At 39.2% G+C, this 21694-nt stretch carries 19 protein-coding genes; 4 read left to right on the forward strand and 15 right to left on the reverse strand.

Features of this window, described 5'->3' with window-relative positions:
* Positions 1-66: 66 nt before the first annotated feature.
* Positions 67-873, forward strand: a complete 807-nt coding sequence (locus AN944_RS10435; RefSeq protein WP_055024555.1) for a LysR family transcriptional regulator — start codon at positions 67-69, stop codon at positions 871-873.
* Positions 874-933: 60 nt separating this feature from the next.
* Positions 934-3642 carry a bifunctional acetate--CoA ligase family protein/GNAT family N-acetyltransferase gene (locus tag AN944_RS10440; RefSeq protein ID WP_055024556.1) on the forward strand — a complete coding sequence of 903 codons (2709 nt, stop codon included), beginning with the start codon at positions 934-936 and terminating at the stop codon, positions 3640-3642.
* A gap of 175 nt (positions 3643-3817) precedes the next feature.
* Here AN944_RS10440 and AN944_RS10445 read toward each other — a convergent pair whose 3' ends face one another.
* Entirely contained in the window at positions 3818-4792 is a 975-nt protein-coding gene (locus tag AN944_RS10445; RefSeq protein WP_055024617.1) for a GGDEF domain-containing protein, read from the reverse strand.
* A gap of 350 nt (positions 4793-5142) precedes the next feature.
* Between AN944_RS10445 and eco the strand changes: the two genes are divergently transcribed.
* A complete protein-coding gene (eco, locus tag AN944_RS10450; RefSeq protein ID WP_055024557.1) occupies positions 5143-5709 on the forward strand; it encodes a serine protease inhibitor ecotin in 567 nt (188 codons plus the stop codon).
* Positions 5710-5801: 92 nt separating this feature from the next.
* On the opposite strand, the gene AN944_RS10455 is transcribed toward eco, so the two are convergent.
* The 5 genes from AN944_RS10455 to pssA all read right to left on the reverse strand — a co-directional run bounded on the left by AN944_RS10455 (position 5802) and on the right by pssA (position 10810).
* The gene (locus tag AN944_RS10455) at positions 5802-6080 is read right to left on the reverse strand and encodes a hypothetical protein (RefSeq protein WP_055024558.1); all 279 of its coding nucleotides are present in this window, start codon (positions 6078-6080) and stop codon (positions 5802-5804) included.
* A gap of 17 nt (positions 6081-6097) precedes the next feature.
* Positions 6098-8068 carry an ATP-dependent DNA helicase RecQ gene (locus AN944_RS10460; RefSeq protein ID WP_055024618.1) on the reverse strand — a complete coding sequence of 657 codons (1971 nt, stop codon included), beginning with the start codon at positions 8066-8068 and terminating at the stop codon, positions 6098-6100.
* A 49-nt stretch (positions 8069-8117) separates the two neighbouring features.
* The gene (locus AN944_RS10465) at positions 8118-8441 is read right to left on the reverse strand and encodes a hypothetical protein (protein WP_055024559.1); all 324 of its coding nucleotides are present in this window, start codon (positions 8439-8441) and stop codon (positions 8118-8120) included.
* A gap of 68 nt (positions 8442-8509) precedes the next feature.
* Positions 8510-9325 carry a tRNA-uridine aminocarboxypropyltransferase gene (locus AN944_RS10470; protein WP_055024560.1) on the reverse strand — a complete coding sequence of 272 codons (816 nt, stop codon included), beginning with the start codon at positions 9323-9325 and terminating at the stop codon, positions 8510-8512.
* Between the two features lie 171 nt (positions 9326-9496).
* Positions 9497-10810, reverse strand: a complete 1314-nt coding sequence (gene pssA, locus AN944_RS10475; protein ID WP_055024561.1) for a CDP-diacylglycerol--serine O-phosphatidyltransferase — start codon at positions 10808-10810, stop codon at positions 9497-9499.
* Between the two features lie 469 nt (positions 10811-11279).
* Between pssA and dacB the strand changes: the two genes are divergently transcribed.
* Entirely contained in the window at positions 11280-12722 is a 1443-nt protein-coding gene (gene dacB, locus AN944_RS10480) for a D-alanyl-D-alanine carboxypeptidase/D-alanyl-D-alanine-endopeptidase (protein ID WP_055024562.1), read from the forward strand.
* A gap of 119 nt (positions 12723-12841) precedes the next feature.
* On the opposite strand, the gene AN944_RS10485 is transcribed toward dacB, so the two are convergent.
* The 9 genes from AN944_RS10485 to rpsA all read right to left on the reverse strand — a co-directional run bounded on the left by AN944_RS10485 (position 12842) and on the right by rpsA (position 21688).
* Positions 12842-14599, reverse strand: a complete 1758-nt coding sequence (locus AN944_RS10485; RefSeq protein WP_055024563.1) for an acyl-CoA dehydrogenase family protein — start codon at positions 14597-14599, stop codon at positions 12842-12844.
* 272 nt (positions 14600-14871) lie between these two features.
* Complete coding sequence (locus AN944_RS10490) at positions 14872-15660, reverse strand: CLCA_X family protein (RefSeq protein ID WP_055024564.1); 789 nt, start codon at positions 15658-15660, stop codon at positions 14872-14874.
* Between the two features lie 89 nt (positions 15661-15749).
* On the reverse strand, positions 15750-16301 hold the full coding sequence (locus AN944_RS10495; protein WP_055024565.1) for a DUF2058 domain-containing protein: 552 nt from the start codon (positions 16299-16301) through the stop codon (positions 15750-15752).
* Positions 16302-16324: 23 nt separating this feature from the next.
* Positions 16325-17152, reverse strand: coding sequence for an SDR family oxidoreductase (locus AN944_RS10500; protein ID WP_055024566.1), 828 nt, complete (start codon positions 17150-17152; stop codon positions 16325-16327).
* A gap of 94 nt (positions 17153-17246) precedes the next feature.
* Positions 17247-17942: an orotidine-5'-phosphate decarboxylase gene (pyrF, locus tag AN944_RS10505; RefSeq protein ID WP_055024567.1), complete on the reverse strand. Its 696-nt coding sequence runs from the start codon at positions 17940-17942 to the stop codon at positions 17247-17249.
* A gap of 96 nt (positions 17943-18038) precedes the next feature.
* Complete coding sequence (lapB, locus tag AN944_RS10510) at positions 18039-19199, reverse strand: lipopolysaccharide assembly protein LapB (RefSeq protein ID WP_055024568.1); 1161 nt, start codon at positions 19197-19199, stop codon at positions 18039-18041.
* A 1-nt stretch (position 19200) separates the two neighbouring features.
* The gene (locus AN944_RS10515; RefSeq protein WP_247663178.1) at positions 19201-19500 is read right to left on the reverse strand and encodes a LapA family protein; all 300 of its coding nucleotides are present in this window, start codon (positions 19498-19500) and stop codon (positions 19201-19203) included.
* Between the two features lie 133 nt (positions 19501-19633).
* Positions 19634-19921 (reverse strand): integration host factor subunit beta, encoded by a 288-nt coding sequence (gene ihfB, locus AN944_RS10520; RefSeq protein ID WP_055024570.1) that lies wholly within the window; start codon positions 19919-19921, stop codon positions 19634-19636.
* A gap of 78 nt (positions 19922-19999) precedes the next feature.
* Positions 20000-21688 (reverse strand): 30S ribosomal protein S1, encoded by a 1689-nt coding sequence (gene rpsA, locus AN944_RS10525; RefSeq protein WP_263863673.1) that lies wholly within the window; start codon positions 21686-21688, stop codon positions 20000-20002.
* Positions 21689-21694 lie beyond the last annotated feature (6 nt).

The following is a 21694-nucleotide window of genomic DNA, read 5'->3' on the forward strand; positions in this document are numbered from 1 at the left end:
CATTACTGTGTTTGACGTTTTAATGATGTAATATGAAATTAAGATGTTCTTATTTATCGGTATATTATGGATCTTAATGCACTTAATGTGTTTATTACCCTGTATAAATCAGGTTCAACCCAACGTGCTGCCAAACTACTTGGACGATCACAGTCGTTTGTTTCAAAAGTACTTGCACAATTACGTGAAGAACTAAACGACCCTTTGTTTATCCGAACAGCAAACGGTCTGCAGCCCACCAGTTACGCCGATAAAATTGCGCCAAAGATTCAAAGCTCAATAGAACAAATCAATATTGCTTTAGAGCCTGAATATTTTGATCCCAAAAACCTGCAATACATCACAGTCCATATCGGAGAGCCATTAGCTGTGATGATGGGTAAAGCGTTAATCGAAGCCATTCGCCGAGAAACAAACGCAGTAATTGAATTAAGGCAATGGCGTAAAACCAGTAATGATGGTTTGATTGAAGGCTCAATCGATATTGGTATACAAACACTGAAAGATCGCCCCCAGCAGCTATATCAGAAAAAAATAGCTTCAGGTTATGGATCATTAGGTGGAAATTTAGAGGGTGAGTTCGTTAAGTTAATCGTCGATGACTTAAACGAATACGTAGAGCTATATCGTGCCTTTGATGAGAAACGTAACCCTACTATAATTGTAGATAACTATATGGTTCAGCAGGAATTATTGAAAAATAATTACTCGTATCAATTTAATTTAGAATCGAACGGTGCACATAAGAATTTGGCCGTTGACTTAGCTATCATTACCAGTGCAGCAAGAAGACATGAAGCAAAAATTGTCTGGCTGTCTGAGCTTTGTCAAAAAGTGATATTAGAAGCGGTAAATAATAAAAACAAAATTTAACGCCTAATCGCCATTCAGCTTTAGGGTTACGTTAGCCAATAAATTCGATAGTGAGGCAATATGAGTCAACGAAGTATTCACACCTTGTTTAAGCCTAAATCAATCGCTGTCATAGGTGCCTCCAATACCGAAAAACGTGCTGGTCGAGTATTAATGAAAAACTTACTCGGAAGCGGTTTTTCTGGGCCGATAATGCCTGTCACCCCAAAATATGACGCTGTTATGGGCGTTTTGGCTTACCCTAATATTGAATCCTTACCGATAAAACCTGATCTTGCCATTATCTGTACTAGGGCAAGCAGAGTACCTAATATCGTTGAAACCTTAGCCCAATTCGGCTGTAAAGTCGTCATCATCATGGCTTCTGGCATGGCTGATGAATATGATGAAAATGGCGAAAGCTTACTTTCAGTCACATTACAAAATGCGAAACGGTTTGGCATGCGTATATTAGGCTCAAATAGCCTAGGTATGATCATCCCTACAATAGGGTTAAATGCAAGTTTAGCCCACAGTGGTGCTAAAAAAGGTAAAATAGCCTTTGTCTCTCAGTCCGCTGCAATATGTACCACTGTACTGGATTGGGCCAACAATAAAGATATTGGCTTTTCATCATTTATCTCCCTTGGTGATGCGACAGATATTGATTTTGACGAATTACTCGATTATCTAGGACGAGATAGCCGTACCAGTGCCATCATGCTCTATATCGACTCTATCAGTGAAAAAAGACACTTTCTTTCCGCGGCGCGAGCCGCTGCACGTAATAAACCAATATTTGTGATTAAGTCAGGACGCAGCCAAGAAGGCATAAAAGCAGCCATGCTTCATACTGGAGGCATGGGAGGCAATGATGCTGTATATGAAGCCGCGTTTAGACGTGCGGGTATGTTAAGAGTAAATGACTTAATTGAATTATTTGCCGCAGTTGAAAGCTTGGCTCATTCAACCCCGCTTAAAGGTGAGCGTGTTGCGATCATCAGTAATGGCGGAGGACCTGCAGTCCTTGCTGCAGATGAGTTAATTATTAAAGGTGGCAAGCTTGCCAAGCTATCGCCTGAAACAGTCGATAAGCTGAACACATTATTACCCACAACATGGTCAGGCCAAAACCCCATAGATATTGTTGGCGATGCCAATAGCAAGCGGTACACTCAGGTGTTAGAAGTCTTGATGGATAGTCAAGAAATGGATGCTATTTTAGTACTACATTCTCCGTCTGCATTAGAAGAAAGCGATGAAATAGCACAAAGTTTAGTAACAACAATCAGCAATCATACAAACCGCAATAAATTAAACATCTTAACTAACTGGAGTGGTGAAGACTCTGCCTATGTGGCAAGAAAGATCTTTAATAAAGCGGGAATTCCAACTTATCGAACACCTGAAGGCGCAGTGAAAGCCTTTATGCATATGGTTGAGTATCGTCGTAACCAACGATTACTCCAAGAGGTACCTCAATCTATTCCTGATAATATTCCTGCAAATGTTAATGTGGCTCGTGGATTACTGCAAAAGGCGCAGCAAGAGCAAAGATTCATATTAGAAACCCATGAAACACGCGATATTTTAAAAGCTTATGGGCTTAACACCATTAAAACCTGTTTTGCTGACAATGCTGAATCAGCCGTCAAATTAGCCAATGACGTGGGTTATCCAGTGGCATTGAAAGTACAGTCACCGGATCTCATGTATAAGTCAGATGTTCATGGTGTCATGCTAAACCTAACTAACGATGATGAGGTCCGTCAAGCAGCGCAGTCTATCGTTAGCCGTGTTAAAGAAATCAATCCTGATGCCAAAATTGATGGCATGATAGTGCAGAAAATGGCACTGACAGCAGGCGCACAAGAAGTCAGAGTGTCAGTGATCAATGACCCCGTTTTTGGCCCTGCTATTTGTTTAGGTGAAGGAGGCTCCGAGTGGGATCCCACCCGTGATGCCGCAGTTGCCCTACCACCTTTAAATATGACACTCGCTCGTTATATGGTTATTCAGGCGTTAAAAACCAATAAACTGCGTGATCGGCATCTTCCGCTCGGTCTAGATATGCATGCACTATGTGTCATGCTTACGCAAATTTCACATTTAATCATTGATTGCCCAGAAATCGCTTCACTGGATTTGAACCCTGTATTAGCGGCAGGTGAAACCATTACCTTACTTGATGTAAACATGAAGCTAAATAGTATGGATATTGATCCAAAAACACGTTTAGCCATCATGCCTTACCCTAAAGAGCTTGAACAAACCGCGATACTAAAAAATGGTCAAGAGGTCATGCTAAGACCAATATTACCAGAGGATGAACCAAAGCATTTAGCCTTTGATAACTCATTAAGTGACGAAGACCGCTATAAACGTTACTTTGGGGTGCGCTCACGTATGACCCATGAAGAAATGGCTGTGCTAACTCAAATCGATTACGCTCGAGAAATGGCCTTTATTGCAACCGCAATGGATGAAAATGGAGAATCAATCACCTTGGGGGCCGTTAGAGCATCAACGGATCCTGATAATACAGAAGCAGAGTTTGCTATGGCCGTCAGAGGCGACTATCAAGGTATTGGTCTTGGCAGATTATTACTTGAAAAACTAGTGAATTATTACAAGGATTCAGATACCCCTGTCCTTGCTGGTTTTACAATGTTTGAAAATCGCAGTATGGCGAATTTAGCGAAAAACCTAGGCTTTACCGTGTCTTTTGATATGGAGGAGCATTTAATAAAAATGCATATGGCACTTAAGCCTGAAAATGATAAAACATAGAAGCCAATAAAAACTGGGCGATATACCAGTTAGCGCATTGCTCTTGTCTGTTTATAACCAAGTAAAGGCCGACTATCACTAGTTGATCGCAATAGATCGCTAGTGATAGCAAAATAATCGCTTAGAAACTGCCGAAAACTTGTTAAAAGAATACGGCTTAAACGCCTGCATACAGTTAACCTTTTACACAATTCCTTCCTGATGACTTAGCTTGATAAAGCATGTCATCTGCACGTTTTAATAACGTTTCTGAGTCATCACCGGGTTGAATATTAGCAAGACCGATAGACACGGTAATATGGCCTAACTGCTGTTTGTTTTCTTTTCCTATGGTGAGCTGCCTCATAGCAATACGTTCACGGATACTCTCTGCTACTGTCATCGCATCTTTAAATTCAGTGTTAGGAAGCATAACCACAAACTCTTCCCCGCCGTAACGTGCAACAAAGTCATTTCCTTTAACGGATTGCTTTAAAGCAAAGCCAACAAAAGCCAATACCTTGTCACCAACTAAGTGTCCGTGCGTATCATTAAAAGTCTTAAAGTGGTCAATATCTACCATTAACAAACAACATGGAATTTGGCTTTGAGTAAATAAGCTCACTTGCTCAGTTGAAAATATTTCATAAGCACGACGGTTATTTAATGAGGTTAACTCATCTGTCATCGCCACCTTGCTTAAATTATCCATGTCCATTTTTAATTGAGTTAATTCATCACCTAAGGTTGCTAAGTCTTCTTTCATTGAATGATTTAAGCTAACGACCTTTTCGACTTCAGCACTGATGTTATTCACTAATGTATTGAGTAATTGTGGCGTAGGTTCAGACTGTAATTCATGACTGAACTCAGATAAGTGAGTAGAAAAGTCATCTGTGCCTGTTGAGATTTGTCCCATTTTATTCAGCAAGCTGTTAATTAAGATTTGAGTTTCTATCTGAACATTCTCAATCACCTCTGGAGATTGCTCTTGAATAAAATTATTGTAAAGACCTTGATTCACTGACGCAGTAAACTCAACTTCGTTAGCCAATAAACCGTCAATAGCGCGTTTTAAACTGAGATTGGTTTCAGCATAATATTGATACCAAATGGCATAGTTTTCAGGCGTAACAGGAATATTTAACGCTGACATTTGTGGAACAGCCATGCGTAAAATTTGCGCTGAGTTTTCAAGGTTAGTATTCAATTTAACATCCTATGTCATTAGTGTCTTACATACATAAATGTGAACCGACATCCTAGCAAGTGCGCTTTATTATGACGCTATATGCTGCATATTAATAAAATTAATATCATACTTAACAGCCTAATCCAACATAAAAGATATTGAAAATTAAGACTATTTATTCAACCATAACATTATAAAAAGCAGAGAGTGAAACGTTATTGAAAAAAATTAGAAAAAATAAAACCCTTTTTCAAAAAGCATCCGTTTATATCAATAACAGTCGAATCAATCTATCGTATTACATTAGCATTTTAGAGGTGAGAATCCATATGAAAAATATTCTGAATACTAAATTAAAAAGTCTAACTAAACTTTCTGCACTCAGTTTATTAACAGCCCTGACTTTCTCGGCAGCTGCAACAAGTCCTGTACCAAATCAATTTGAGAAACCACAAATGATAACCACCTATAAATATAATCAAGACAATTACCAAGAGGTTGACGCCGCAAAAATGTTTCCTAAACCTTCAGCTAATCAAGTACAACACATACTGTCTTTGGACACGCTGGAGAATGAAACAGACTATAAAATTGAAATACAAATCGGCCAAAATAAGCTGGTAGATTGTAATAGCCATCATTTATCAGGCAAATTAGACAAAATTAGCTTACAAGGTTGGGGTTATCAATATTATAGCGTTGAGCAACTCACGGACGGTCCAACAACTATGATGATGTGCCCAGATCCTAAAACCATGAAATTCGTCACTATGGGCAAAAGTTTGATGATTGATTATGACAGCAGACTACCAAAGGTATTCTATTTACCTGAAGGTGCTGAACTGCGTTATCGAGTTTGGCAAGTTAATGACACTTATCAATTTTCAGGGCAGTAATCGACTCTGTGATGGTAACTTTAATTTATATAAGCTTAGCGTTATATAAGTTTTAAGTCAGGAGCTGTATAACAGGCTACGATGCTATGTTGTTAAAATCGTTTGACACGAACAACTTGCATCACTTCAATCGAAAAACCTGCAAGCATCTTTTCTTCTTTATAATACGTTAAACTAACGAATTGATCTTTTAGCGACTTATATTTTTTAGGTCGCTTAAAAGTGAAAGCCACATCATAACCGTCAATCATTAAAGTATGTAACACCCATTCGTCTTTATCGCGTTGGGTGTGCGAAACAACTTTTACCCCCTCTAGGTGATTTAATTGTTCGTGTTTTTTGAGTAAACCATCAACGACTTTATTTTTCATATTGGCTTCTTTTAAGATTAACGACGCTCTTCAATAAGTTGAATGATTTCTTGATAACGATACTCGCCACAATAGCCAAATCCTGGTAATTGTTTCACTCGTATACGAGCGAATATTGGCAATGTCATACCAGCAAGAAATTTAGCTTTTACAGCAGTAGAGATACTTGAGTGCCCTTTTGCGTTCATATGCGACACAAATTCAGATAGATACTGCTCAACGTTCGCTAACTGATTTAACGCTATATGACTTTTTTGCGGCAAAATCGCGACTTCACCACGACAAACGCTACAATGTCCACACTGCTGCGGGGATCTATTATCATCAAAATAATGGTTCAAACGAGCTGTGATACACGTCTTTGATTCGAAAAAATCTAACAACTGATTAAGACGTGAGATTTCTTTTACTTCATTGCTTTGAAAATATTGAGAGAGTTGAGCAACAAGATCTGCTTGAACTAGCCTACTGCTGTTAACTTCAAAAACTTGGGTAATTTTTTTAGTTTCAAGAAGAATCATCTGCTTGTCAGCCAAATAATCTAATGCAGCTACAACTCGTTGTCTTTCAGCACCAAACTCTTGATAAAGTGAGTCAAAGTTTAACTGGCCCCATATTTTTTTAAAGTGAGTATGGGCAAAGATTTGAGTTAAAAATGCTTGTCTTGATTCATCAAACTGCGCTAAGACAGCCGCTTTATCTTGAACAAATTGATATTTAAATTCAGCAAAGTAAGCAAAGCTAGGTTTTAACACATTCGCCAACTCAAGTTGTACAAGCAAGGTCTTTAACGGTAAAAGCTTTATATTGGTACTGGTTGAAATAGCAGACTCTTGCATTTCCCACTGACCATTATCAGTTTCTTGACTAATATGTTGGATAAGCTTTTGTATTGCACTAGCTTCAGGCGTGTCGCCATAAACAAAATTCTCTATGGTATTCAAACCATCTTTGTTGGCTAAAGTGACACAATGAGACAGCTGGCCATCTCGTCCTGCTCGCCCAATCTCTTGGCTGTAATTTTCAATAGACTTAGGCAAATCGTAGTGAATGACAAATCGAATATCGCTTTTGTCTATTCCCATACCAAATGCGATTGTCGCAACAATAATCGGGATTTGACCTGTCATAAATTGCTGTTGGATCCGATGGCGGATTTCAGCATCTAACCCTGCATGATATGCAGTACAATTAACTCCCTGTGAACGAAGATACTGCGCCACATCTTCTGCCGTTTTTTGCAACGTCACATAAATAATCCCAGCACCTTGATGATGGTGAATGGTATTCAATAATTCGATGTTTTTATCTTGTTCTAATGTTGCCTTAACACTGATATCAAGATTGGGTCGATAAAACCCCGTCTGTACAATTTGCTCTGCTGAAATAGCAAAGTGTTGAGCAATATCTTGTTTGACTTTAGCCGTTGCCGTAGCGGTAAGTAACAATACCTGAGGGATAGCAAAGGATTGACAGTAAACCGGTATTTTTAAGTAGTCAGGTCGAAAATTATGACCCCACTCAGAAATACAGTGCGCCTCATCGACCACTAATAAAGAAATCTGAATAGAAGCGAGAAATTGTCTAAAACGTTCATTTTTGAATCGTTCAACTGATACCATTAAAATTTTAGTGTGGCCACTTCGAACGTCTCGCATCACTTGCTGACTTTGATCGTAACTCTGACTCGAATCAATACTGGCGGCATTGATCCCTTTATCCTTGAGGAAAGCAATTTGATCTTTCATTAATGCTAATAAAGGTGAGATAACCAAAGTAACGTTAGCTAGCTGTAAGGCACTAAATTGATAACACAAAGATTTACCAGAGCCAGTAGGGAAAATAGCTAGAGAGGAACGTCCTAAAAGGATATGTTCAATAATAGCTTGTTGTCCTTCACGAAATCCATCAAACCCAAATTGTTGTTTAAGTTGCTGATGTAGAAATTCACTATCAGCGGCTTGTAAAACTTGAGTTGAGTCATGCATAGGATTCATTTGAATACCTTATGGAAAAAGAAGAAAAACAGTCAAACTGTTATGATTTTCGAGCAATATACTGGTTGATTAATAATGTTAATTTATCTTCAAACGTTTCCTGTACAAGCTCTAAATCTTGTCCGAAACGATGAAGATACTTTGCGGCTTGTGCACGAGTTAACATCTTATTGGCTAAACAATAAGCCATTTCATCGCGCTTTTTATCAAATCGCGGTTCAAGAAACCATTGGCATGTTTCTGTATCTAAATTCGCTAATGTTTGTTGTGCTAGTTGGCAGAACGTGTCGATGTGCTCTATTCCATCTGGCCCTAAGCATCCTGGCTCAAGGCGATACAGCACGATTAATTTATTATCAAACATGTTGAGCGTCGCATCCTATGCGTAAACAAGAATTCTTATAACATTTATGAAAAATAACAATCATAAATTTATAGCTGATTGGCGTTAATCATAGCCTGTTTAAAGTTATCAATATAGTGCTGAATTGGAACGATATCTTCTTTAAGTCGGCGATTACGCCCAAGCAAAGATGATTCAACGAATAAATCAAACCATGCTGACAAAGCCAAGCCTTGTAATGGTTCATCAATTGCGTGAAATGCTAATGCAGCAACTTCTGCAGTAGATAATTGAAAATCATGGCTGCCTTTTCTTAACTCATAAGTGGCTAACGTTTCCGGTGTGAAAGATAACAATGGCAGTTTATGAAGGTACGGGCTTTTTTTGAACATTTTAATTGCTTGGCGCCAGCTACCATCTAATAAAATCAATAGAGGTATCTTTGGAGCAGATGAACCATGGTTAGCCTGCGGGATGATATGAGGATTCTCAGTCGAGCAGTTCAGTTGATTAATATGTTCAATCACTGGCTGACCCTCTTGGGCATACTGTTCTGGAAATATCAGCATAGGTTGATATTTAGGATCATTTATCATATCGACCATCTGCTTACTCGGCTCAGTACGAGACCACAGAAAAGCACTGGTATTAGGAACAAGATCAGCTATTAGCCTGCCACTATTGGTAGGTTTTAGTACTTCATCATCGTACATTATCAACATGAAGTTAGCAGACGTTTTAAGATACTCTCTATGCAAGCAAGTGCAAAAAAGTTCGCCTAATAAACACCATGGGCAGCGGACTAACTTTTTGCCTCTTGCTGCAAAAGGTTTAGTTGAAATGGATTTACGATATTGATAAAGACGATGAACAGCATGTTGCTGCTCTTTAGGTAACGCCAACATGCAAGGCTCTCTTTGAAAATGACTATAGCATCATGATGATGTCAGCTAGTATTTGGAAATGAATAACGGACAGCAATCACATAGCCATTATGGCTTAATTCAGATTATAACACGCGATTAATGCTGTTAAAATAATTCATCACCCGAAGGTGATGAATTATAAACTTAGAACTAAAGTATTCTGCGAAGCAAGAAATCCGCTTTAAGCCGCTTAATTCTAGTCATAATTTTTTTCACAGGAACAGGATACTTCTGTAACGTTTCAATTTGGCTATAATGGAACAGCTTTTCAGTATGCGTCAGAATATAGTCTTGTTCTTGCTCAAACTTTTCTTTCCAAGCGCCAGATTCATCATGCAACAACAGACCGTTTTCTAAATCTAACGCCCAAGCTCTTGGGTTTAAATTTGAACCAGTAATCAGATGCTTTTTACCATCAGCACTTATCCCTTTTAAATGGTAACTATTAATACCATTTTTCCAAAGGTGTATGCGTAGTTGACCACTTTCAACTGCCCATTGTTGGCGTTTAACAAACTTTCGTAATGATTGCTCATACATATACGGAAGCGCGCCAATGGTTGAAAATTCTTTTTCTGGCGGAATATAAAAGTCATTTGCCGTTTTATCACCGACAACAATATCAATACTTTTGCCATTTCTTAAATGGCGAGTAAGTGCCCTAACCAATGCATTCGGCGGATTAAAGTAAGGCGTACAAATGAATAGTGACTCTTGTGATTCGTCAACAAGCTTTACTACTACCTCATTTAACTTATTCTTTTTTCGGCCCAAGCCAACTAGCGGTGTAACCCGGTTACCAATACGTGTGCTTTCAAATTCATATTTAGAACGACCTAAACGCACTTTAAAAGTACGAACATCATTTTTCTCAGGACATTGCTCAACGTCTTTATCTTGAGTTAATGAACATACAGCGGGATCGCTGACTAAGAACTGATGAATATATTGACGCATGCTTCGAGCTAACTCAGCAGACTCAATTAAGTGATAGCGATCGAAACGATATTTTTCAAACTGTTGGAAGTAAATATTATTGATACTGGCGCCACTAAAAATTACGGCATCATCGATAATAAAACCTTTAAGGTGCAGAACCCCCATAAATTCGCGAGATTTTACAGGTACCCCAAGGATATCGAACGGTACCTCAGCCTCTAACATAGCTTTTCGGTACATAATATAATTGCCACTATCACCTTTATGACCAATAAGTCCACGGCGAGCGCGGTGATAATCAACTAACACGACAATGTCTAAATCGGGGTTTGCTGCTTTGGCAGCAAGTAACGCAGTTAAAACTTCACGGCCAGCCTCATCATCTTCAAGATAGAGGGCTGCGATATAAATGGCATTCTTTGCCGTCGCAATACGTGATAATAACTCAGTTTTAAACTGAAGCGGTTCTAGCAACCATTTTAATGAATCCGCTTGTAATGCGATACCACCTAGCTTATCCAGCAAGGCAACCTCCTTAAATGTTCCTCAATGACTTCATTGAGCAAACGTACGCGCAATTTTACGAATACCTAATACAGAAAGTAGTTCTTTAAAGAAGTACTAAACGTATTGATGTGGTACTCATTCTGTTTGTAAATATAACGCGTCGTAAAAACTAATTAACAAAATATTTGGAAATAGAAATTACCTACTAATAGGCTGCGGGGCAAGGTTTTTCTGCATTCAAACAACTGTTTGGTTAGTTTATGAGAGGCAATTAATACAATTAAGAATAAAACCTAACGAATTTCTCACGAAATAACGCAAGTATTTACAGGTATCAAAGGTTAAAAAAATCGAAATTTTAACTGATTATAGATTCATTAGGTGTAAACCTAAGCTAAATGGCGTATTTTATCGATAACACAACCTTCCTTAGCTGCTTATGTCTTTTATAAAAAAATCTTGGCTAACCTCCTTCAAGCCAACGCCAATGATACTCTTACTTGGCTTGAGTTTACCTGTCAAAGCTAATGAGTACATCGATAACATGATGAAAATCATTAGTCCTGCGCAATCTCAAATTGCCGTGAATATTTGGGATGTATCTAATGGTAAAACTGTGTATCGCATTAATGATCAAACATTAATGTTACCTGCCAGCATTCAAAAGGTAATCACTGCCGTTGCTGCAAGTAATCAGTTAGGCAAAACTTTTCAATATGAAACAAGCCTTACCTATGATGGCGCTATCAATGATGGCACATTAAATGGGAATCTGTATCTGCACTTTCAAGGTGATCCAACCTTAAAACGCGCCCACTTAACGACGTTAATCAACCAACTCACTGAATTAAAAATCAGCCAGATCTCAGGTGATGTAACCTTGATTGCTCATGCATCAAATCAAACCAGAGCACCTGGTTGGGCATGGGACGATTTAGGTATTTGTTATGCGGCGCCAGTATCAAATTTTATTATTGATAGAAACTGTGCCAAAGCGACATTAAGCCCAACTGAAGAACGTTCAACTGTTAAAGTTAAATCGATTTACCCTATAAACATCAAAACGACAGCAGAGTTTGATCCAACAATTCCGGTAAAAGATGCGCAAATGCATTTTTGTGAATTACACATGCAACGCTTTGACGGCAACCATTATAAAATAGAGGGTTGTTATCCAGGGAAGAAACCAATCAGACTCGCTATCGCAGTCAATGACCCTAAATTATATAGCCAACAGGTCATCAGTGATTTATTAACCCAAAAAGGCATCCAGTTTACTGAGGTCAAAACGGCCGAAAATGCCCCGACTACACAAACAGTAATCGCAACCCATTATTCAAAGCCTCTACCTGATTTACTTAAAATCATGTTGCAAAAATCAGATAATTTAATCGCTGATAGTTTATTAAAACAAATTGGCCTAAGCTATTTCCATCAAAAAAAGCATAAAGTTAATCACCATGATGATATTACTCAATCTGCTCGCAGTGATAGCTTTACTCTAGGCGCAAGAGCGATTGAAAGTATCATGCTAGAGATTGGTCTCCCGTTCATTGAAGCCAATATAACTGACGGCTCGGGTTTATCTCGCTATAACTTATTGACCGCACAACAAATGATGTCCTTATTGCAGTTCATAAAACAAGATAAAGACACTCAGTATATTGAGCAGTTATTACCTGTATCAGGTCGCTCTGGCACTTTAAAACACAAAGCTTATTATAATCAGCCACCGCTAAAAAATGTGGTTCAAGCAAAAACAGGGACTATGATGGGGGTTGAGAATTTAGCGGGTTATATCACTGCGAGTAATGGTAAACAATATGCTTTTGTCATCATCGAAAATGGCCTAAGTGCTAAGGCAAAAAAAGCTCGCCTGGCGCCATTTAGTGCCCTTTTTCTGCAAACCTTAAATGACTTACCAAATTAACAATAAAGATTTAACCTTTTAAAACGACATAAAAAAGCACTTTGAATAACTCAAAGTGCTTTTAATTTTCTTATTTGCTCGCATACAAGCCAAACGGTTTTAGCAGACGAGATTGTTCCCTAAAATAACTCTACTGGCATATCCATAATAGCGCTATCGCCTCGAGAAACCTGCGCTAGATGGAAGTCAGCTTTAGGTAATACTTTTTCCATATAAAACTTAGCGACGTAGCTTTTTTGTTCGGTAAAGTTTGCATCGTCATGCCCTACCGCTTTGTCAGCTAGCAGTAATGAATAGTAACCATAAAGTATGTAACCAAAGGCATCTAAGAAATCTACAGCGCTTGCGTTGATTAATGCAGGCTGAGTTAGCTTATTATCATTGATGTGACTCGCAATGCTAAGTAGGTTATCAAATCGAGTGCTAATAGCAGATTTATCTTCAGCTGAAACGTGTTGTAACTCATTTAGCTCAGCAGTAATTTCTGCAACAAATTGACTCAATGTTGCTAGGTTATCACCTGTCACTTTACGGCCTAAGAAGTCAATGGCTTGAATACCATTAGTCCCTTCATAAATTTGTGCGATCCGTGTGTCACGCACAAATTGCTCAATGCCTGTTTCGCGAATATAACCATGACCACCAAATACTTGCTGAGCCATAATTGTTGCATCTAAACCACGATCAGTTAGAAATGCTTTAGATACTGGCGTGAGTAGTCCAACGTATTTTGCAGCCTTTGTTTGAACGTCACCTTCGCCATGTTTGGCTAAATCTAATTGCTTGCCAGTGAAAACTGAAAGTGCTCTACCCGCATCTGTGATTGATTTAATAGTCAGTAACATTCTACGGACATCACCGTGAACGATAATGGGGTCAGCAGCAGCGCCTGTAGGTGAGCCGCCAGCAGCAACCCCTTGAACACGTTCTTTGGCATAATCAGCAGCCATTTGATACGCACCCTGAGCACTGCCTAAGCCTTGAATACCTATCGCAAGACGCTCATAGTTCATCATAGTGAACATACACACTAAACCACGGTCGACTCTACCAACTAAGTAGCCTTGTGCATTATCATAATTCATAACACAAGTCGCTGACGCTTTAAGCCCCATTTTGTGTTCAATTGAGCCAACAGATACGCCGTTAGGCTCGCCCAAAGTCCCATCATCGTTGACTGAAATCTTTGGAACTAAAAATAACGAAATACCTTTAGAGTTCGGCAGTTTAGCAAGCACTAAATGAATAACGTTTTCGGTTAAATCATGATCGCCGCCAGTAATGAAAATTTTACTACCAGAAATTAAGTAACTGCCATCTTCTTGTGGTTCAGCTTTAGTACGAATATTACGAAGATCTGAACCGGCTTGCGGTTCTGTCATGTCCATGGCACCAGACCATTGCCCTGAATATAGGTTTGGTAAATATTTCTCTTTTAATTCTTCTGTAGCATGAGCATTGATACATAAAGCAGCACCAGCAGTCAGTGAGCTGTATAAAGTGAAAGAGTTACATGCGCTGTAGTTCATTTCATCAACTAAAACGCCTAACATTTTTGGCATACCCATACCGCCAAAATCCGGCTCACCACATAAGCCAACCCAGCCACCATCGGAAAATTGTTGATAAGCTTCTTTAAATCCATCTGGCGTAATAACCTTGCTACCTTCGTGCCTTACTTCTTGCTCATCACCATTTCTGTTAATAGGTTGAATCAAGTCACGGCTAATCTTGCTAGCTTCATCTAGAATAGCGACTGCGGTGTCCATATCGACCATTTCAGCCATAGCTGGCATGTTTTGCCATGTGGTATTGGCATCAAAGACGTTTTCTAATAAGAATTGCATGTCTTTCAAAGGAGCTTGGTAAGGATTCATATCACACTCTTAAACAGATAATTAAAACAGTTGTTTCAATTTATACAAAAGGACTATGAAACACAAGCTGTATCTGTAGTAAAAAGCATAAATAATGAATAAATTTTACAAATAAACATCCCACTCACTACTTGGTTATGAGTCGCATAAATACGCCTAAAAATAGCGAAAATTAGACAAGGTTTTGAATTCGAAGTGAGTATAAAAGGAACAACTACATACTTGCTAAAGAAAACAAAAACGCAATTGAGTGAGATAACGGCTTAAACATGTTATTGAGCCGATGAACGTTCGAATGCTGCACCAAGTAGAGAAAAGTAATCTAAAATAGCAGCCATAATTTGCTCTCTATGGCCGACATTTGGATATATTAACCGAGTGGCTTGATCTGATTTAGTCGTCCCTGACACAAGATAATTATTTCTTAATGAACCAAACGATTCTATTGAAGATTCAAAAGCACGCGCCATTAGTTCTGTAGGCTTAGAGAAATAATAACTACCTTGTACCTTATCAACCTTAATTGCATTGGTTACAAACTCACTAGCAGACTGACCATCTTCACTTAATAAAACAAGTTTAAACAAGTTTGATAGCTTATCGTTAAGCGCATGTGGTTTTAATAGATGATCATTAAGCCATAAATCTGATGCACAAGCATACTTGCTGTGACGATCTTCAAAGGCTTTTGCCACTATATAATGATCAAATGCATGCCAAAACTCATGCGCTAACGCACCAGCACCGGCATTTTTAGCTAATGCTAACTCTCTTGTGCTTGGGGAATAATGTGCTTGCACACCTTTTTGGCCACCACGACCAAATAGCATATTTAATGTCTTTCTAAGACCAATAAGTTCAGTGGGAACATTCAGTATCTGAGAAAGATCTGCTAAAGAATCAAAAACTAAATTTGCTGCAATTTTTGACTCATCAGCAGTCACCCATTTACCCACACTGATATGCCTTAAGCCAAACGTTTGTTTGATATCATTGAAATTGGCTTGCTCGCCAAGGCGATAATCTAGTCCATTGCGAAAATATTGTGTATGTTGCAGCAAAACTGAATAACCTATTCGTGGCTAAATTTACAAACGATAAAAAAGTCATAAAAAATGCCTCAATATGAGGCATTTTTTAAGATAATGAATTACCACATAAGGTCATCAGGGATAGCATAATCCGCATATGGATCATCTTCTTTAGTCACTTGCTCAGTTTGATTATCATCAGTATCAATCCAAAGATAACCACACCATTCTGGTACCAATAAATTGACGCGTTCAGCTAATTTATGCGGTACTAGATAGCTTTTATCTTCGTAACGGATAATACCAACTGCGCCAGAAAGTAACTGACCTTGTAATTTCTCATTCACATAAACTGATAAGATTTTATTATTAACCGTGAAGTTAAACTTAATTTCAGCATCAGTAGGAATTGAAATGGCGAACTTGGTAAACTCAGTGATGAGTCCACGCACTTGGCCTTTTTCTTCAGCTTCTGCAAAACGTTTTTCATTTAATGCACGATCTTTCTCAGCTTGCTCAAGTTTTTGCTGTGCAATTTGTTGCTTTAAATCTGCACTACCATCATCTATCTTGGCTTTCTTCTGCTTACGTTTTTGAGTTTTAACATCACGCGCTTTTTGTTTGCTCGCTAATCCTGCTTTAAGCAATTGCTCTTGTAATGCGTTTGCCATTTAAATCACCTTAAAATTATTTACTATTCTGGCATGTGTTTCGCTAGTGCATCCATTGCCGCGCCTGCACCACCTAATGACCAACCACCATCAACGGGTAAGATTGTTCCAGTGATGTAAGACGCCATATCCGATGCTAAAAATAATGCTGCGTTTGCAATATCTGATTTAACTCCATTGCGTTTCAATGGCACACTATCAGCTATCATTGATTTTAATGCTTTACTTGGTGCTAAGCGATCAAAACCTTCTGTTTCGTCAATAGGTCCTGGTACTATCGAATTGACTCTAATTCCATCTACGCCCCATTCTATTGCTAACGTGCGAGTTAGCATATCTACACCGGCTTTGGCTGCACAAACATGTACTTGCAGCGCCATTGGTACATAAGCTTGTGGCGCAGAAATCTGAATAACATTGGCACTGGTTTTACCGTCAGCTTGACTAACTGCTTTTCTCAGCAGTGGATAAGCTTGCTTAATAACTTGGAAACTTCCAAGCAGGTCAATGTCCATTACTGATTTAAATCCATTCGCTGATAGATCTTTAGCGCGCGAAGGAAAATTCCCTGCAGCGCCGCTTACCAGAACATCGATATGGCCAAATGCTTGTTCAATATTGGCAAAACCTTGACTAACAGCCTCAATGTCACGGACATCAAAACTGACCCCAAGATGCTTGCCATTTGGGTTTACTAATTTAAGTTCATTTACAGCTGAGTTAACTTTTTCAACACTACGACTCGCTACAGCAACATTGGCTCCTTGCTTAGCAAAAGCGCATGCTATGCCAAGATTAATTCCACTGGTGCCACCTATAACAACAACATTCTTTCCTTGATAATCAAACATTAAACGCTCCTGATTTGTTGTGTTGTAAAGTAAATCGTATTGACACTTGTTAAACGTATCGCAGGTTTACTTTTACTCTCAGCTGTAATCGACTCTATTTAAGTGAATCAACAATTTGGTGCAATGAAGCCAGTGGATCTGCCGCTTTAGTGATCGGTCTTCCAATCACTAAAAAGTCAGAGCCTGCCGCTATTGCTTTAGGTGGTGTCATCACGCGGTGTTGATCGCCTACATCGGAGCCAACAGGCCTAATACCTGGAGTCACTAAATTAAACGATTGGCCAAAAGATGACTTTAACATCGTCGCTTCTTGGGCAGAACATACAACCCCGTCAAGGCCTGCTCTATGTGTAAGCGCAGCTAAGCGCTTAACGTGCTCTTGTGCAGGCACATTAATGCCCAAAAGCGCTAAGTCTTCATCGCTCATCGATGTTAAAACGGTTACAGCGATAAGTAATGGCGCATCATTGCCGTAGTTAACAAGCGCTCTCTTGGCAGCTTCCATCATGGCTAGCCCACCACTTGCATGAACGTTGGTCATCCATACCCCTAAATCTGCAGCAGCTGACACTGCCTTAGCAACGGTATTTGGAATATCATGAAATTTTAAATCTAGAAATAAATCAAAGTCACGGTCATGTATGTCTTTAACCAATTGTGGCCCAAATAAAGTGAACATTTCTTTACCCACTTTTAAACGGCACATCGTTGGATCAAGCTTGTCGATTAATGATAACGCTTCATTTTTATTATCGTAATCTAAGGCTACTACAATTGGTTTATCAGTCATGTTTACTCCGTAAGATAATCATTAAGCATACTCACAATGAATATGTAATGACGTATGGGTGTTCGTTTTGTAACGCTAGATTGTTGATGTCTTGGTTTACTCACCATCAAGTCCTTTAACACGCTTAATGCTGCCCCACTCTTTGCAAGATGGGCAATGCCAATACAAGCTATGCGCTGGGAACCCACATGAACAACAGCGGTAACTTGGTCTAAATTTAATTTGTTGCTCTACTAACTTTTCAAGCATCGATAAGCTTTGTTTTGCTTGTCCATCTTCAGCCTGCTTGATATGTAACTGCATTAGATGTTGAAACCCCTTCATCGTAGGGTGACGATACAAGTGGTCTAGCACCATTTTTTCAGCATTCTTAGTATTTCCTTGCTCAATTTTGTGTTTAGCAAGGGCAATAATAACACTGGCTCCACCGCCGGACTCTAGTGCTTGCTGTAAGAGAGATTGATAGCCTTCTAAGTCATTACTGTCACGGTAAACTTGTCTAGCAACACCAATAGCGTCGGCAAACAATTCGATATCTGCAAGCTTTAATTCTAAGATGGCTTTTTTACATTGGGAGACTTGATTTGAATCAAGATAGATTTTTGCGAGGGTTAACCAAGCTCTGCCACAATGCTCATCAAGCTTAATGGCTTGTTGAAGTAATTTGATTTTCTCATCGCTTTCAGTCGCTTCATCAGATAACTGGCAATAAAAATGTGCAGTGATGGATTTGAGTGCTTGCTGACGTTTACGACTTAAGCCTTTAGTGATGTTAATGGCGTTTTGCCATTCTTTGGTCACTTGATAAATCGAGATTAATTCACTTTCTGCTTCTTCGCTATGTTCATCTTGACTAACGAGATTGAGAAAAATTTCTTCTGCACGATCATAAAAGCCCGCTGCTAAATAATCTTTTCCCAGTTCCATCATGGCAATGTCACGTTGTTCGGTGGTGAGACTGGGCCTTGCGATGAGGTTTTGATGGATACGGATTGAGCGATCGACTTCACCACGTTTACGAAATAATGAACCTAAAGATAGATGTGTGTCGATTGTTTCATCATCGACATCTAGCATAGTAATAAAGAGATCAACCGCTTTGTCTGATTCATTTGAAAGCAAAAAATTAAGCCCAGTGAAATAGTCTCTACTGAGTTTCTTACTTTGTTGCTTTTGATTCTGTCGTATACTTCTACGCCCCATATACCAACCGTAACCGGCTGCTATAGGTAACAACAGAAAGAGGATTTCTAGCATATTATGCAGTGGTATCCTGTGCTATTGGATCAGACACTTTATCAGTTAGCTGAGCAATGGTTTTATTTCGCTTACGAATGACCATTTTCATTTTGAGAATATAGTAACCGGCAAATAACCAGCTAATCAAAAAACCTGCTAAAAACACAATGGCCAAAACAACAGGTAAACGATATTGGCCTTCTGCAACAAAATAGCTGACCGTCACAATTTGTTCGTTTTTGGCACCAAACAATAAGGCGAGAACAAAAAATAATCCAACAATGATAATGGCAATAAACGATTTCACATGCAGCTCCATTCAATCTGTGAGTGATAAAAATTCAATCTTATCAATACAACTGATTATCCAAGATATTTAGCCAAGTAACCAGCTTTGAAAAGCAATAGATACAAAAAAGCCTCCAAAAGGAGGCTTTTTAATCAAGCGTTAATCAATGATTAACCGCATCGACACGTTCGCGCAGTTCTTTGCCAGGCTTAAAGTGCGGTACGTATTTGCCTTCCAATTCAACTGAGGTACCAGTTTTTGGATTACGGCCAACACGCGGTGCACGATAGTGAAGAGAAAAACTACCAAATCCACGGATCTCAATACGATCACCGCCTTCTAATGTTGTTGCCATTTGCTCCAACATTTCTTTAATAGCACTTTCCACTTCTTTTGCCGACAACTGCGACTGCCTAGTGGCAAGTTTTTCGATCAGTTCGGATTTTGTCATCCTATACCCTCTATTATCAAGCCAAACACAGTCGCCTAAAGGGAAACACCAGGTGTTTCCCACACTACAGGCGATTTATTACTTACGAGCTGCTTTAAACGCTTCAGCCATAGCATTACTAATAACAGCATCATCTTGCTTGTTAATAGTTGCCATTGCTTCTTTCTCATCTGCTTCATCTTTCGCACGGATAGATAAGCTGATAGAACGGTTCTTACGATCAACGCCCATGAACTTAGATTCAACTTTGTCACCTACAGAGAATACTGTAGATGCGTCTTCGATACGCTCGCGAGAGATATCTGCAACGCGAAGGTAACCTTCAACAGTTTCAGCTAGTTCAATTGTAACGCCTTTAGCGTCAACAGCAGTAACTACACCATTTACAATAGTACCTTTCTTCTTGTCTGCCAAGTAAGCATTGAAAGGATCGTCTTCAGTTTGCTTAACGCCTAAGCTGATACGCTCACGCTCAGGGTCAACAGAAAGAACTACTGCGTGGATTTCGTCACCTTTCTTGTACTCAGATACAGCGTCTTCGCCAGTACCGTTCCAAGAAATGTCAGATAAGTGAACAAGACCGTCGATGCCACCGTCAAGACCAATGAAGATACCGAAGTCAGTGATAGACTTGATCTTACCAGAAACTTTATCGCCCTTGTTGAAACGAGTAGCGAAATCATCCCATGGGTTAGTCTTACATTGCTTAAGACCTAGAGAAATACGACGACGTTCTTCATCGATGTCTAGAACTAGAACTTCTACTTCATCACCTAAGTTAACAACTTTAGATGGGTGGATGTTCTTGTTAGTCCAATCCATTTCAGAAACGTGAACAAGACCTTCAACGCCTTCTTCGATTTCAACGAAACAACCGTAGTCAGTTAAGTTCGTTACGCGACCAGTTAAACGTGTGTTTTCTGGGTAGCGCTTGCTGATTTCTAACCATGGATCTTCGCCAAGTTGCTTAAGACCTAGTGATACGCGAGTACGCTCACGGTCATACTTAAGAACTTTAACGTTGATTTCGTCACCAACATTAACGATTTCAGATGGGTGCTTAACACGCTTCCAAGCCATATCAGTGATATGTAGAAGACCGTCAACGCCACCTAAGTCTACGAATGCACCGTAGTCAGTGAGGTTCTTAACGATACCTTTAACTGCTTGACCTTCTTGAAGGTTCTCAAGAAGAGCATCACGTTCTGCACTGCTTTCTGATTCGATAACAGCACGACGAGAAACAACAACGTTGTTACGCTTCTGGTCAAGTTTGATAACTTTGAATTCTAATTCTTTGTACTCTAGGTGAGCAGTATCGCGAACTGGGCGAACGTCTACTAGAGAACCAGGTAAGAAGGCACGGATACCGTTTAATTCAACAGTGAAACCACCTTTAACTTTACCATTGATGATACCGATTACAGTTTCAGCATCTTCATAAGCTTTTTCTAGAACAATCCAAGCTTCGTGACGTTTCGCTTTCTCACGAGATAATTGAGTTTCACCGAAACCGTCTTCAACAGAGTCAAGTGCAACATCAACTTCGTCGCCAACAGCGATTTCTAAAACACCTTGAGCGTTTTTGAATTCGTCAGCAGAAATTGGGCTTTCAGACTTAAGACCAGCGTCAACTAGTACAGTACCGTTTTCGATGCGAACAACTACACCACGTACGATAGAACCAGGACGGAACTCAAGTTCATTTAGGGATTGTTCAAATAGATCAGCAAAAGATTCAGTCATTTTATGATTACTTTCTTTTATAAACCA

It is taken from the genome of Shewanella sp. P1-14-1 (assembly GCF_001401775.1).
GTDB lineage: Bacteria > Pseudomonadota > Gammaproteobacteria > Enterobacterales > Shewanellaceae > Shewanella > Shewanella japonica.

What these genes read in the sequence shown, in the direction of transcription:
- AN944_RS10465 (WP_055024559.1), bottom strand. Translation starts at nt 8,441, where the DNA reads ATGTTTGATAATAAATTAATCGTGCTGTATCGCCTTGAGCCAGGATGC.
- eco (WP_055024557.1), top strand. Translation starts at nt 5,143, where the DNA reads ATGAAAAATATTCTGAATACTAAATTAAAAAGTCTAACTAAACTTTCT.
- AN944_RS10445 (WP_055024617.1), bottom strand. Translation starts at nt 4,792, where the DNA reads ATGGCTGTTCCACAAATGTCAGCGTTAAATATTCCTGTTACGCCTGAA.
- AN944_RS10515 (WP_247663178.1), bottom strand. Translation starts at nt 19,500, where the DNA reads ATGGAGCTGCATGTGAAATCGTTTATTGCCATTATCATTGTTGGATTA.
- AN944_RS10440 (WP_055024556.1), top strand. Translation starts at nt 934, where the DNA reads ATGAGTCAACGAAGTATTCACACCTTGTTTAAGCCTAAATCAATCGCT.
- AN944_RS10455 (WP_055024558.1), bottom strand. Translation starts at nt 6,080, where the DNA reads ATGAAAAATAAAGTCGTTGATGGTTTACTCAAAAAACACGAACAATTA.
- pyrF (WP_055024567.1), bottom strand. Translation starts at nt 17,942, where the DNA reads ATGACTGATAAACCAATTGTAGTAGCCTTAGATTACGATAATAAAAAT.
- ihfB (WP_055024570.1), bottom strand. Translation starts at nt 19,921, where the DNA reads ATGACAAAATCCGAACTGATCGAAAAACTTGCCACTAGGCAGTCGCAG.
- dacB (WP_055024562.1), top strand. Translation starts at nt 11,280, where the DNA reads ATGATACTCTTACTTGGCTTGAGTTTACCTGTCAAAGCTAATGAGTAC.
- AN944_RS10495 (WP_055024565.1), bottom strand. Translation starts at nt 16,301, where the DNA reads ATGGCAAACGCATTACAAGAGCAATTGCTTAAAGCAGGATTAGCGAGC.
- AN944_RS10500 (WP_055024566.1), bottom strand. Translation starts at nt 17,152, where the DNA reads ATGTTTGATTATCAAGGAAAGAATGTTGTTGTTATAGGTGGCACCAGT.
- AN944_RS10435 (WP_055024555.1), top strand. Translation starts at nt 67, where the DNA reads ATGGATCTTAATGCACTTAATGTGTTTATTACCCTGTATAAATCAGGT.
- AN944_RS10460 (WP_055024618.1), bottom strand. Translation starts at nt 8,068, where the DNA reads ATGCATGACTCAACTCAAGTTTTACAAGCCGCTGATAGTGAATTTCTA.
- AN944_RS10470 (WP_055024560.1), bottom strand. Translation starts at nt 9,325, where the DNA reads ATGTTGGCGTTACCTAAAGAGCAGCAACATGCTGTTCATCGTCTTTAT.
- AN944_RS10485 (WP_055024563.1), bottom strand. Translation starts at nt 14,599, where the DNA reads ATGAATCCTTACCAAGCTCCTTTGAAAGACATGCAATTCTTATTAGAA.
- lapB (WP_055024568.1), bottom strand. Translation starts at nt 19,199, where the DNA reads ATGCTAGAAATCCTCTTTCTGTTGTTACCTATAGCAGCCGGTTACGGT.